Annotated in this window: 13 protein-coding genes; 2 read left to right on the plus strand and 11 right to left on the minus strand. The window is 73.0% G+C overall.

All coding sequences use genetic code 11. From position 1 onward, the window contains the following. Positions 1 to 219: 219 nt before the first annotated feature. From CP977_RS16505 to CP977_RS16550, 10 genes are all read right to left on the minus strand, one after another. A complete protein-coding gene (locus tag CP977_RS16505) occupies positions 220 to 633 on the minus strand; it encodes a DUF3151 domain-containing protein (protein ID WP_030206138.1) in 414 nt (137 codons plus the stop codon). Positions 634 to 679: 46 nt separating this feature from the next. Further along, positions 680 to 1,840, minus strand: coding sequence for a MalY/PatB family protein (locus CP977_RS16510; RefSeq protein WP_152370363.1), 1,161 nt, complete (start codon positions 1,838 to 1,840; stop codon positions 680 to 682). Between the two features lie 84 nt (positions 1,841 to 1,924). Then, positions 1,925 to 2,947, minus strand: coding sequence for a class II fructose-bisphosphate aldolase (fbaA, locus tag CP977_RS16515; protein WP_062754101.1), 1,023 nt, complete (start codon positions 2,945 to 2,947; stop codon positions 1,925 to 1,927). Positions 2,948 to 3,169: 222 nt separating this feature from the next. Continuing rightward, positions 3,170 to 3,709 (minus strand): orotate phosphoribosyltransferase, encoded by a 540-nt coding sequence (gene pyrE / locus CP977_RS16520; RefSeq protein ID WP_062754099.1) that lies wholly within the window; start codon positions 3,707 to 3,709, stop codon positions 3,170 to 3,172. Between the two features lie 26 nt (positions 3,710 to 3,735). Then, positions 3,736 to 4,521, minus strand: coding sequence for an aldose epimerase family protein (locus CP977_RS16525; protein ID WP_152371577.1), 786 nt, complete (start codon positions 4,519 to 4,521; stop codon positions 3,736 to 3,738). Positions 4,522 to 4,613: 92 nt separating this feature from the next. Beyond that, positions 4,614 to 5,204, minus strand: coding sequence for a DUF6193 family natural product biosynthesis protein (locus CP977_RS35345; RefSeq protein WP_308433288.1), 591 nt, complete (start codon positions 5,202 to 5,204; stop codon positions 4,614 to 4,616). 67 nt (positions 5,205 to 5,271) lie between these two features. Beyond that, a complete protein-coding gene (locus tag CP977_RS16535) occupies positions 5,272 to 6,174 on the minus strand; it encodes an SRPBCC family protein (protein WP_062754093.1) in 903 nt (300 codons plus the stop codon). A gap of 68 nt (positions 6,175 to 6,242) precedes the next feature. Beyond that, complete coding sequence (locus tag CP977_RS16540) at positions 6,243 to 7,904, minus strand: polyamine aminopropyltransferase (protein WP_062754091.1); 1,662 nt, start codon at positions 7,902 to 7,904, stop codon at positions 6,243 to 6,245. A gap of 74 nt (positions 7,905 to 7,978) precedes the next feature. Next, the gene (locus tag CP977_RS16545; RefSeq protein ID WP_062754089.1) at positions 7,979 to 8,497 is read right to left on the minus strand and encodes a DUF2617 family protein; all 519 of its coding nucleotides are present in this window, start codon (positions 8,495 to 8,497) and stop codon (positions 7,979 to 7,981) included. 337 nt (positions 8,498 to 8,834) lie between these two features. Then, a complete protein-coding gene (locus tag CP977_RS16550) occupies positions 8,835 to 9,128 on the minus strand; it encodes a hypothetical protein (RefSeq protein ID WP_167308917.1) in 294 nt (97 codons plus the stop codon). Between the two features lie 100 nt (positions 9,129 to 9,228). Here CP977_RS16550 and CP977_RS16555 point away from each other — a divergent pair, with 100 nt between their 5' ends. After that, entirely contained in the window at positions 9,229 to 10,398 is a 1,170-nt protein-coding gene (locus tag CP977_RS16555) for a pyridoxal phosphate-dependent aminotransferase (protein WP_062754087.1), read from the plus strand. Between the two features lie 67 nt (positions 10,399 to 10,465). Here the strand turns inward: CP977_RS16555 and CP977_RS16560 are convergent, their stop codons facing one another. Continuing rightward, positions 10,466 to 10,999, minus strand: a complete 534-nt coding sequence (locus CP977_RS16560) for a type III secretion system chaperone family protein (RefSeq protein WP_062754085.1) — start codon at positions 10,997 to 10,999, stop codon at positions 10,466 to 10,468. Positions 11,000 to 11,105: 106 nt separating this feature from the next. Here CP977_RS16560 and CP977_RS16565 point away from each other — a divergent pair, with 106 nt between their 5' ends. Beyond that, positions 11,106 to 11,552, plus strand: a complete 447-nt coding sequence (locus CP977_RS16565; RefSeq protein WP_152370365.1) for a hypothetical protein — start codon at positions 11,106 to 11,108, stop codon at positions 11,550 to 11,552. Positions 11,553 to 11,554: the final 2 nt, after the last annotated feature.

The raw sequence follows: 11,554 nt of genomic DNA on the forward strand, positions 1-11,554 counted from the left end.
TTGTGGGGGAAGAGGAGCTGGGGCCTCGGTACCGGCGTGTGTCGGTCCTGCGGTTCCGGGGATCGTACCGACCCCTTTCGAACAGACTCGAAAAACGCGGGGTCGGTTCCGAGAAAACGCGCGTCTTCTCCGAGCGACTCCTCGGAAAAGACGCGCGGCTTCGGGAAAGCGCCGGGGCGGCGGCCGTCGAACGGCCGCCGCCCCGGGAATCCGCCGGACTCAGCCGAGCGTCTCCGCCGCCGTCTCCGAGGAGTCGCGCAGGAAGGCCGTGCAGCGCTCGTACTCCTCCTTCTCGCCGATCTCGCCGGCCGCGCGGGCCAGGGCGTGCAGCGCGCGCAGGAAACCGCGGTTCGGCTCGTGCTCCCACGGCACCGGGCCGTGGCCCTTCCAGCCGTTGCGGCGCAGGGCGTCCAGGCCCCGGTGGTAGCCGGTACGGGCGTAGGCGTACGACTCGACGACCCGGCCGCCCTCGAAGGCGTCGTCGGCGAGGCGCGCCCAGGCGAGCGAGGAGGTCGGGTACTTCGCGGCGACCTCCGCCGGGGCCGTGCCGCTCGCGAGCAGCTCGCGCGGGCCCGGCTCGTCGGGCAGGTGGGTGGGGGCGGGTCCCCCCAGCAGGTTCTCGTGGATGGCCATGGGGCCAGTCTGCCTCAGCGCCGGGGCCCGGACGGCCCCGACGGCCTCAGGACGTCCGCAGCCGGGTCGCCGTCCTGATCAGCGCGTCCACGCCCCGTTCCGCCTTCTTCCGGGGACAGCCCACGTTGAGCCGGACGAAACCCGGCGTGCCGTACGTGCCGCCCGGCATGATCGCGACCCGTTCCGCCGTCACCAGCTCCTCCTGGAGCCGGGTCTCCTCGATCCCGAGGGGCCGCAGGTCGATCCAGGCCAGGTAGCCGGCCTGCGGGGGCTCCCAGACCACCCCGGGCAGGCCCTCGGCAAGGCGTTCCCGGACCAGCTCCATCGTGCCCGCGACATAGCCGCGCAGCTCGTCCAGCCAGGCCGCGCCCTGCCGGTACGCGGCGATGTGGGCGGTCAGCGAGAGCACGGCGGGCGAGGCGAGGCCCTCGCCGGTCTCCATGCGCCGCACGAACGCCTCGCGCTCGTCGGGGTCGCCGACGATCCCGTACGAGCCGGAGAGCGCGGGGAAGTTGAAGGCCTTGGTGCCGGAGGTGACCAGCGCCCAGCGGCGCCCCCGGCCGCGCTCCGCGATCCGGGTCCACGGCACGTGCCGGTGCCCCTCGGCGGTCAGGTCCGCGTGGATCTCGTCGCTGACGACGCTCACCCCGTGCCGCTCGGCCAGCTCCGCGAAGGCGGTCAGCTCCGCCTCCGTCCACACCCGGCCGGTCGGGTTGTGCGGGGAGCAGAGCAGCAGCATCCGGCTGTCCGGCCGGGCCAGCTCGCGCTCCAGGGCCTTCGCGTCCCCGACCGGGACCCCGCGCAGCTCGCGCCCGAGCCCGGTCACGGCCTTGCGGAAGCCGTCGTACGTGGGGGTGTGGACGACCACGCCGTCCCCGGGCTCCGTCCACATCCGCAGGAGCTGCGAGAGCTGGTTGAGCACGGAGGGCGCGTACACCAGGGAGTCCGGGTCGATCGCGGTGTCGTACCGGCTCGCGTACCAGTGGCGTATCGCCTCGCGGAAGTCCCCGAGCCGCCAGTCCGTGTAGCCGAAGACCCCGTGGTCGACGCGCTCGCGGAGGGCGGCGAGGACCTCCGGCGGGGAGGCGAAGTCCATGTCGGAGATGGTGAAGGGCAGCAGGTCGGGCACGCCGAAGCGGTCCGCGATCCCGTCCCACTGGACGGACCAGGTCCCGCGCCGGTCGTTCTCCCGGTCGAAGTCGTACATCAGGCCCTCTCGCCCCTCTCGTCGGCATGCGAAGGGCCCGCCACCCCGGGAAGCGGGGTGCCGGGCCCTTCGCCCTTCACGTGCTTACTTCAGCTTGGTGCCGGTCGAGCGCAGCGCGGCGCACGCCTCGGTCACGCGGACGGCCATGCCGGCCTCGGCCAGCTTGCCCCAGGTGCGCGGGTCGTAGGTGGACTTCTTGCCGACCTCGCCGTCGACCTTCAGGACGCCGTCGTAGTTGCGGAACATGTGGTCCACGACCGGACGGGTGAAGGCGTACTGGGTGTCGGTGTCGAGGTTCATCTTCACGACGCCGTTCTCCAGGGCGGTGGCGATCTCCTCGGCCGTGGAGCCCGAGCCGCCGTGGAAGACGAAGTCGAACGGGTCGGCCTTGCCGAACTTCGCGGCGACGCCCGCCTGGAGGTCCTTGAGCAGCTCGGGGCGGAGCACGACGTTGCCCGGCTTGTAGACGCCGTGCACGTTGCCGAAGGACGCGGCGAGCAGGTAGCGGCCCTTCTCGCCCAGGCCCAGGGCCTCGGCGGTGCGGATCGCGTCGTCCACGGTGGTGTACAGCTCGTCGTTGATCTCGTGGGTGACGCCGTCCTCCTCGCCGCCGGTCGGGGTGATCTCGACCTCGAGGATGATCTTGGCGGCGGCGGCCTTCGCGAGCAGCTCCTGGCCGATGGCCAGGTTGTCCGCGAGGGTCTCGGCGGAGCCGTCCCACATGTGCGACTGGAACAGCGGGTTCTCGCCCCGGGCGACGCGCTCGGCGGAGACCTCCAGCAGCGGACGGACGTAGCCGTCCAGCTTGTCCTTGGGGCAGTGGTCGGTGTGGAGGGCGACCGTGATGTCGTACTTCGCGGCGACGATGTGCGCGAACTCGGCCAGGGCGACGGCGCCCGTGACCATGTCCTTGTTGTACTGACCGCCCAGGAACTCGGCACCGCCGGTCGAGATCTGGATGATGCCGTCGCTCTCGGCCTCCGCGAAGCCGCGCAGAGCAGCGTGCAGGGTCTGGGACGAGGTCACGTTGATGGCCGGGTAGGCGAACTTGCCTGCCTTCGCCCGGTCGAGCATCTCGTTGTAGACCTCGGGGGTTGCGATGGGCATTCGTCCGCTCCTTGTGATGTGCGGGGTGTGTGCTGTTGCTGTCCCTGACCTGGGGGCGACGTCATCGTCGCCCCCATCCTTCCAGACTCTTGTCCGGGCTCCCATGGGCCCGGCACGCCGAGGGGCGGGGTGTTTCACGTGAAACACCCCGCCCCTGGCGAAAAGTGCAGGTCAGAGCCGTTCCGCCCCCGACCCGGGTCCTACGTCACGACTTCGCGGCAGTTACGCCAGGCCGAGATCGCCCAGCTGGTAGCCGGTGAGGTACGGAAGTCCCGCCTCCGCGATGGCACCGGCGGCGCCCCGGTCCACGATCGTCGCCACGGCGACGACCTCGCCGCCCGCCTCGCGGACGGCCTCGACGGCGGTCAGCGGCGAGCCGCCGGTGGTCGAGGTGTCCTCGACCACGAGGCAGCGGCGGCCCTTGACGTCCGTGCCCTCGATGCGGCGCTGCATGCCGTGCGCCTTCTGCGCCTTCCGTACGACGAAGGCGTCCAGGCGCTGCCCGCGCGCGGCGGAGGCGTGCAGCATCGAGGTGGCGACCGGGTCGGCGCCCAGGGTCAGACCGCCGACGCAGTCGAAGTCCAGGTCGGCCGTGAGGTCGAGCATGACCTGACCGACCATCGGCGCGGCCTCGCCGTCCAGCGTGATCCGGCGCAGGTCGATGTAGTAGTCGGCTTCCCGACCCGAGGAGAGGGTCACCTTGCCGTGCACCACGGCCTTGTCCTTGATCTGCTGGAGCAGCTCAGCGCGTACGTCAGTCATGCTCCTGAGCTTAAGGGGCCTCCTGGTCAGAGGCGCCGCCAGCTCCACGTGCTCTCGACCTCCAGGGGGTCGATCGGGGTGACCAGGTGCGGGTGGGTGTTGAGGCCGTTCGGGGGGCCGGACTGCGGCTCGACGCAGACCGCCTCCGCCTGCTCGTCGTAGATCACGACCCACTCGGCCCGGCTGGTGACCTTCAGCTCCAGCTCCTCCGGCCAGGTGAGGGTGACGTCGACGCCGTCGGGCATGCCGAAGCAGTCGTCCCAGGGGCCGGGGAGGGGGTCGATCCGGCGGCCGGTGGGGAGGTGGTTCTCGCCGCGCTCCTCCTGCCAGGCGGGCGCGAAGTCGACCCGTACGTCCTGGCCGCCCCGCCCGAGGTTGCGCAGGAACCACGGGTGCCAGCCGGCCTGGGCCGGGAACGAGTCGTCGTAGGACTCGACGCCGAAGCGGAGGGCGAGGGAGTCCTCGGCCAGCTCGAAGACCTGGGTGACCCGGCCCCCGTACGGCCAGGGGTCGCCCAGCTCGCAGACGAAGACGGCCTCGGTCGCGGAGGTGCGGGCGGTCTTCCAGGCGAGGTCGCGGACGGTGCCGTGGATGGCGTGCGGGGGCGCGTTGACCGGGAGCCGGTGGACGGTGACCCCGTTGCGGAAGCGCCCGTTCTCGGTCCGCCCGCACCAGGGCACCATCGGGAAGCACCCGTACCGCTCGCCCTGGCGCAGCACCTCGGTGCCGCCGATGCGCAGGCCCTCGATCCGGCAGCCGTTGTCGGGGTTGATGGTCAACTCGGCGTCGCCCGCCGTCAGTCGCGTCTGCATGCTCACGCTTCGACCCTAAGCCCGCGGGGCACGGAACGCGGCCGACCGGTTCGGCGGCGTCGCCGGGGTGCCCCGAAGAGCACCCTCCGGCCTCAGCGCGCCGGCCCGATCCCCTCCGGGAGGGCCGCCACCAGGACGGCGACGGCCTCCTCCGCCGTCCCGGTGCGTGCGAGCAGCTTGCCTCGGTTCCGCACCGCGTACAGTCCGTCCTCGTCGTACGGGCGGATGCCGTACCCGATCCCCGCCTTCCGGGCCTCCTTGACACTGGTGGAGAACCAGAGGTTGAAGTGGCTGTTGACCGGCATCAGCCGACGGAGCACCGGCTGGGGGATCGAACGGCTCCCGCTCGTGGTCGAGGGCCCAGGGCCTGAATTCGATGAACGGGGCGCGCGCCCTGGTCTCCCCGAGGCTGGCGCCGCCCGTCCACGCCGCTGCGGCCCTGGCCACTTCGGCCAGGTCCATGGTCCATCCACCGGCCAGGGGGGTGCCGTGGTCCTGGACGTACATCTGGAGAGTCCGACATCTCTTTCCGGGTGGGACCACCACCGCGCGCCGACCGCGCCCCGCGTCGACGTATTCCGCGAGGCGACGCGTCTCCCCGTCCGACTCGGGCAGGACGAGCCCGAGCCCCTCGGCCGTACGCCCCAGCGCGGCCCGCAGGGCCCCGCCCTCGTCCCAGCCACCCCTGTCGAGCCCCATCCCGAAGTCCACCCCGTCAGGATGGGCGATCGCCCCGGGCCGCGGCCGTTCTCAGCGGCGGCGGCGCAGGGCCCGGCTCACGACGACGGCGGAGGCGAGGGCGAGGGCCGCGGCCGGGGCGATCCAGCGCAGGGTGGCCCCGGCGCTGGTCGTCTCCGGTGCGGGGACGGGGGCGTACCGGCCGCGCGGCGGGGCGTGGTCGACCTCCTCGGCGCTCCGGCCGATCATGGTCCGGCGCGCGTGGGCGGCCTCGGCGGCGGGCTGCGGGGCGGGGAACTCGATCGGCGCCTCCCCGAAGCCCTCGTCGGGGAGGGGGTCGAGGGCGGGGGGCGGCACCGGGGCGTCGAGGCCGGGGGCGCGGTCGGAGGGCTCCTCCACGCCGTCGTCCACACCGTCGTCGTCGGCGCCTTCGGTGACTCCGGTGCCTTCGGCGTCTTCGGTGCCGAGCGCGTCCAGTACGTCGGGCACGTCGGGCGCGTCAGGCACGTCGAGTACGGGATCGACACCGGCACCGGCGCCCTCGCTCCCGGTCTCCCCCGCGGCCCCCGTCACCGCCCCCACGAACCGGTCGAGCAGGCGGGCGCCCGTCGTGGCCCGGGTCTCGTCCGTCTCGTCGGCGAGCCGGCCGGTCGCCGTCAGGGCGCCCGTGAAGCTCAGGTTCGTGCCCTCGGCCACCGGGGTGAGGACGACGGTGAGGGACAGTTCCGCCCCGCCCTTGCCCCGGGCCTCGGTGCCCTCGCCCTCATAGGTGATGGCGCCGTCCCGCTCCACGATCCGCACCGCCCCCCGGTAGGTGATGGTGTGGCCGCCGACCCGGACCTTGAGCCGCCCGGTCAGGGGCTCCGCGTCGGCGTCCCGCTGGAGACCGGGCACGCAGCGCACCACGCGGGCCGGGTCCGTGAGCGTCGCGCGCAGGGCCTCGGCCGGTACCGGGACGAACACCTCATGCTCCATGGGAGCCGAGCCTACTCAGAGCGGGCCGCCGCGTCGCCCGTTCGCCCCGCACCGGACGCCTCCACTCCTCAATCGCCGTACCGCGGGTGCACCAGCGTCGAGGAGGGCGGGGTCTCGGCCCCCCGGGTCCGTTCGGCGCGGCGGGCGGCGTCCGCCAGGGTCTCCGCGTCGAGCGAGCGCGGCCGGGGGCCGCCGGGGGCGAGCCCGAGGGCGGGCGGCCGGTCGCCCGGGACGGCCAGGAGGAAGCCCCAGTCGCAGGGGCCCGGGCCCGTACCGGCGGAGCGGTCGGCGCGGTCGGGGCCCGCGGCGAAGCCGGGGGTGCGGCCGCTCGCGCTGTAGGGCCGGGTCGCGAAGCCGGCGGCGCGCAGGGTGGCGTCGACCGTCCAGTAGGTGTGGGGCCGGTCGGTGACCGAGCCCGCGTGGACGGCGAACCGCCCGGACGGGCCGAGGATCCGGGCCACGAGCCCGTAGAACTCCTCCGAGTACAGCTTGGTGCTGGGGGTGATCCCGGGGTCGGGCAGGTCGGAGAGCACCACGTCGTAACGTTCCCGCACCCGGTCGGCGGCGCCCCGCAGCCAGTGGAAGGCGTCCTCGTGGACGACCCGGACGCGCGGGTCGCGGAACGCCTGCGCGTTGAGCCGGGCGAGCGCCGGGTCGGTGCGGGCGAGGCGGACGACCCCGGGGTCGAGCTCCACGACGGTCACGGACCGGACGCCGGGGTGGCGCAGCACCTCGCGGACGGCCATCCCGTCCCCGCCGCCGACGATCAGGACGCGCGCGTGCGGCCCGTTCATCGCGGGGTGGACGAGCGCCTCGTGGTAGCGGTACTCGTCCTCTCCGGAGACCCGGAGCCGGCCGTCGAGGAACAGGTCGGGCGGCCCCTCCGGGCCCCCGGTCACCACGACCTCCTGGAGGTCGGTGTGGACGGCGACCCGCACGTCCTCCCCGTACACGGCCCGGCGCGCGGCCTGCTCGAAGTCGTCGACGAGGACGGTCGCGGTGGCGAGGACGGCCAGGACGCCCAGGTTCACGGCGAGGAGCAGGGCCCGGGAGCGGGCGGTCAGGTCGCGGCGGAAGACCCAGAGGACGAGCCCGCCGCCCGCGACGGCGTTGACCGCGCCGGTGACGAGCGCGCCGGTCAGCTGGCCGAGCCAGGGAAGCAGCAGGAACGGGAAGGCGAGGCCGCCGACCAGCGCGCCGACGTAGTCGGCGGCGAAGAGGTCGGCGACCGTCCCGGCCGCGTCGTCCGGCTCGCCGGACCCCGGCTCCCGCCCGGTGCGCTGTATCAGCGACATCAGGAGGGGGATCTCCGCGCCGATGAGCACCCCGATCGCGAGCGAGAACGCCACGACCACGTACCGCGATTCGCCGAGCCAGGCGAAGGCCGCGTACAGCACCATCGCCGAACAGCCGCCGACCAGCGCGAGCGCGGCCTCGACCAGGCCGAAGCCGACGGCGGCGCGGCAGCGCAGCCGCTTGGCGAGGAGCGAGCCGAGACCCATCGCGAACACCATCACGGAGAGCACGACGGACGCCTGGGTGACCGAGTCCCCGATCAAGTACGAGGAGAGCGCCACCAGTTCGAGCTCGTAGACCAGGCCGCAGGCGGCGCAGACGAAGACCACCGCGAGGACCGGGAACCGTACCGCCTCGCGCGGCCGGACGGGCCGCCGCGCGGGCTCCCGCCGTACCCGCTCCTCGGGTGGCACGGTCACGGTCTGCTCGATCATGCGGTAACGCTACGTCACGGCCCGAGCGCCCCTGGTCACCCACACGGGTGCACATGGGGCTTTCGGGGGGCGCATCAGAGTGCGGCGGGCATACGCGCACCGATCCTGGTCCTGGTCACCACCAACTGCCCTTCCTGCGGGTAGGCGTGCCAGGTGCGCCACCGCACCTGCCCCTCGTGGCGCTGGGCCAGCATGGCGGTGAAGGCGTGCGGGGAGCCGGGGAAGGTGCCGGCGAGTCCGTTCGGGTGGTCGGCGACGAGCGCGAGCAACTCCTGCGCGCGGCCCGCGAAGGAGCCGTCCGAGAGCGTCTCGACGCGCGCGGCGAATTCGTAGTCCCAGCCGCCGACGCGCTTGGAGACGCCGAGCGGGAGGGGGGTGCTGCTGCCGGGCATGCACGCCACGGTCTCCGAGCACGTGCGCCCCTCCTCCTCCAGGAGGACCTGATGGGAGGCGCCGAGAAGTCTCAACTGGAGCTTGGCGCCGGAGAGTTCGAGGTCGAGGACGGCGAGGGCGGGCAGCGGCTCGCGCCCGAGCGCCCAGGCCAGATCGGCCGCGCGCGTGTCGGTGTAGGAGGTCTTCAGGGTGGTGAGCATGGGTCGGCTCCGCAAACACGGTTTGACGGGTGGGCCGGGGGCGCCCCGGTGAGGGTTTTCACCGGGAGTGGGGAATCGCCGGCTCGGGTCCACACACGGTCCGAGGGCTGTCTCTGTCAGGAGCGAGAGAACCACGGACGCCGGACGACTCGCAGCGTTTTTACCCAACTTGCCGTGGTTTCCAACCCCTTCGGGGACCCCACAGTTCACTTGTTCAACCGGTTTCGACCGCCGGGGCGCACGCCGGCGGACGACTCCGTGTGCTCGGGACCGCCGACGACCGCGCCCCCTTGTGACGGCGGGCCGCCGACACCCCCGTGGCCGGCGGCCCGCCCGCTCAGCTGCCGCCGCAGCCGCCGCCCCCGCAGGAGCTTCCGGAGCCGCAGGAGCTTCCGGAGCCGCAGGAGCCGCCGCCGATCCAGCCGCCGCCGCTGTCACCGCCTCCGCCGCTCCTCCGGCGCCCGCTCCGCTTCGTACCCCCGGAGCGGGCGGCCGCGACCCGGTACGCGGCGACGGACCTGCGGATGGACGCGCGCCGGGCGGCGGCCACGCGCCGCTTCTCCGCGGTGGCGGCGAACGCGACGACGACCACGATCGCGACCGCCAGGACGATGCCGATGATGAATGCCATGAGTACTGCCCCCGTTCTTCTGTGCGAGGGGGATTCCCATGCCGTTCCCGGCCCAAAGCACACTTGAGCAAGTCCAGAGCTTGGGCTCAGGATGGCGGGCATGACACGACCGCCGCTCAACCGCCGCCTCGCCGAGTTCGGCACGACGATCTTCGCCGAGATGTCCGCGCTCGCCGCGAGAACCGGGGCGATCAACCTCGGCCAGGGCTTCCCCGACACCGACGGTCCGGAGGAGGTCAGGGAGGCGGCGGTGCGCGCCCTGCGGGACGGCCGGGGCAACCAGTACCCGCCGGGCCCGGGCGTCCCCGAGCTGCGGACGGCGATCGCGGACCACCAGCGGGAGCGGTACGGCCTGGAGTACGACCCCGACGCGGAGGTCCTCGTCACGGCGGGCGCGACCGAGGCGATCGCGGCCTCGCTCCTCGCCCTGGTGGAGCCGGGCGACGAGGTGATCGCCCTGGAGCCGTACTACGACTCGTACGCGGCCTGCGTCGCGATGGCCGGCGGAACCCGCGTCCCCGTCACGCTCCGGCCCCACGAGGGCGCCTACGTCCTCGACCTGGACGAGCTGCGGGCCGCCGTCACCGACCGGACGCGGCTGATCCTGCTCAACACCCCGCACAACCCCACCGGCACCGTCCTGACCCGGGCCGAGCTGACGGCCGTCGCCGAGCTGGCGGTCGAGCGGGACCTGCTCGTCGTCACGGACGAGGTCTACGAGCACCTGGTCTTCGACGGCGCCGAGCACGTGCCGATCGCGAGCCTGCCGGGCATGCGGGAGCGCACGGTCACCATCTCGTCGGCCGGCAAGACGTTCTCGTTCACGGGCTGGAAGGTCGGCTGGATCACCGCGAGCCCCGAGCTGACCTCGGCCGTCCGCGCGGCCAAGCAGTTCCTCACGTACGTCTCCTCCGGCCCGTTCCAGTACGCGGTCGCCGAGGCGCTCCGGCTCCCGGACACGTACTTCGATGGCCTGCGCGCCGACCTGGCGGCCAAGCGGGACCTGCTGAGCGAGGGCCTCGCCCAGGCGGGCTTCGAGGTCTACCGCCCCTCCGGCACCTACTTCGTCACCACCGACATCCGCCCCCTCGGCGCCACCGACGGCTTCGCCTTCTGCCGCTCCCTGCCGGAGCGCGCCGGCGTCGTCGCCATCCCCAACGCCGTCTTCTACGACCACCGCGACGAGGGCGCCCCCTTCGTCCGCTTCGCCTTCTGCAAGCGGACCGAGGTCCTGGAGGACGCCGTCTCCCGCCTCAAGCGGCTGGCCTGAGGCCATGAAGAAAGGAGCCCGGCCCCCCCTTTTCCGGGGGCCGGGCTCCTTCGCGCTCGGGCGGGGCTCAGGCCTCGTCGCCCTCGGCCTTGTCCTCCGGGGACTCCAGGCCGAACTGCTCCACGATCCACTTGTCGAACTCGATGGAGGCGCGGACCCAGCTCACCGTGGAGGACACGAAGTGCTCCAGGGCGACGCCGGTGCCGATCAGCATCTGGGCCTCGCCGATGAGGCGGAGGGTGGCGGAGCCGTCCTCCTCCTCGTGCAGGTGGGTGTAGACCTTGGGCCACAGGGTGCGGCGGTTCCAGTCGTCGATCGCGTCGAGGATCCTCGCGCGGTCGTCGGCCGAGTGTGGGCGGTCGTAGAACGTCCGGACCGAGAAGACCTGCTGCTCCGCCTCGCCGCGGAACATGAAGTAGGTGCGGAACTCCTCCCACGGCGCCGCGAGGTCGCCCTCGTCGTCGACGACGTACTTCAGCTCCATCTGGTCGAGGAGCTGCTTGACGAGGTCCTGGTCGGGGACGACGGGGCCCGCCGGTCCTGCGGCCTGAGGCTGGGGCTGGCCCCCGAAATTCGGAATCGAGGACGGGTCGATGCTCACCGTGTATTTCCCTTCGTACGGATGCTCGCCATCCTCTCCCATCCCGGGCGGTCCGTGGCAACCCCCGCTCCCGCGATCCGCTGCGGGCTGACAAGATCTGGTGCACATGGGGGAAGAGAAGGCACCGAAACGCAAGCCGGTGAAGGCGCGGCCGTGGACCTGGGTCTGGGCCACAGCCGTCATGACGGTGATCTGCGCTGGGCCGCTGGCCCTGCTGGCCTGGGGCGCGATGGCCTGGGACGAGATCGGCGAGGCGAAACCGGCCGACTGCTCCGACGTGATGACCTTCGCCCGGGGGACGCTCCCGGCGGACGCGCGGGACGCCCGGTGCACGGCGGCGCACTGGCAGGACACGGTGGCCGAGGCCGAATTCCGGACGGACCGGGCCGGGGCCTGGCTGGCCGCCACCTATCCGGCCGGGGAGACCGCGTACTCCTGCGAGGTGGACGTGTGCGTGCGGGCGTCGTACGACGAGGTCCTGTTCGTGGACGTCTCGATCGCGTACGAGGACGGGGGGACCGCCCTCGTACGCGTCAAGGCCTTCGACCTCTGACC

Origin of the sequence: Streptomyces cinereoruber (assembly GCF_009299385.1) — a bacterium.
GTDB classification, from domain to species: Bacteria; Actinomycetota; Actinomycetes; order Streptomycetales; family Streptomycetaceae; genus Streptomyces; species Streptomyces bikiniensis.

Excerpts from the sequence above, each read along its gene's own strand:
- CP977_RS16505 (WP_030206138.1), bottom strand. The coding sequence starts at position 633 with ATGGCCATCCACGAGAACCTGCTGGGGGGACCCGCCCCCACCCACCTG.
- CP977_RS16510 (WP_152370363.1), bottom strand. The coding sequence starts at position 1,840 with ATGTACGACTTCGACCGGGAGAACGACCGGCGCGGGACCTGGTCCGTC.
- fbaA (WP_062754101.1), bottom strand. The coding sequence starts at position 2,947 with ATGCCCATCGCAACCCCCGAGGTCTACAACGAGATGCTCGACCGGGCG.
- pyrE (WP_062754099.1), bottom strand. The coding sequence starts at position 3,709 with ATGACTGACGTACGCGCTGAGCTGCTCCAGCAGATCAAGGACAAGGCC.
- CP977_RS16525 (WP_152371577.1), bottom strand. The coding sequence starts at position 4,521 with ATGCAGACGCGACTGACGGCGGGCGACGCCGAGTTGACCATCAACCCC.
- CP977_RS16535 (WP_062754093.1), bottom strand. The coding sequence starts at position 6,174 with ATGGAGCATGAGGTGTTCGTCCCGGTACCGGCCGAGGCCCTGCGCGCG.
- CP977_RS16540 (WP_062754091.1), bottom strand. The coding sequence starts at position 7,904 with ATGATCGAGCAGACCGTGACCGTGCCACCCGAGGAGCGGGTACGGCGG.
- CP977_RS16545 (WP_062754089.1), bottom strand. The coding sequence starts at position 8,497 with ATGCTCACCACCCTGAAGACCTCCTACACCGACACGCGCGCGGCCGAT.
- CP977_RS16550 (WP_167308917.1), bottom strand. The coding sequence starts at position 9,128 with ATGGCATTCATCATCGGCATCGTCCTGGCGGTCGCGATCGTGGTCGTC.
- CP977_RS16555 (WP_062754087.1), top strand. The coding sequence starts at position 9,229 with ATGACACGACCGCCGCTCAACCGCCGCCTCGCCGAGTTCGGCACGACG.
- CP977_RS16565 (WP_152370365.1), top strand. The coding sequence starts at position 11,106 with ATGGGGGAAGAGAAGGCACCGAAACGCAAGCCGGTGAAGGCGCGGCCG.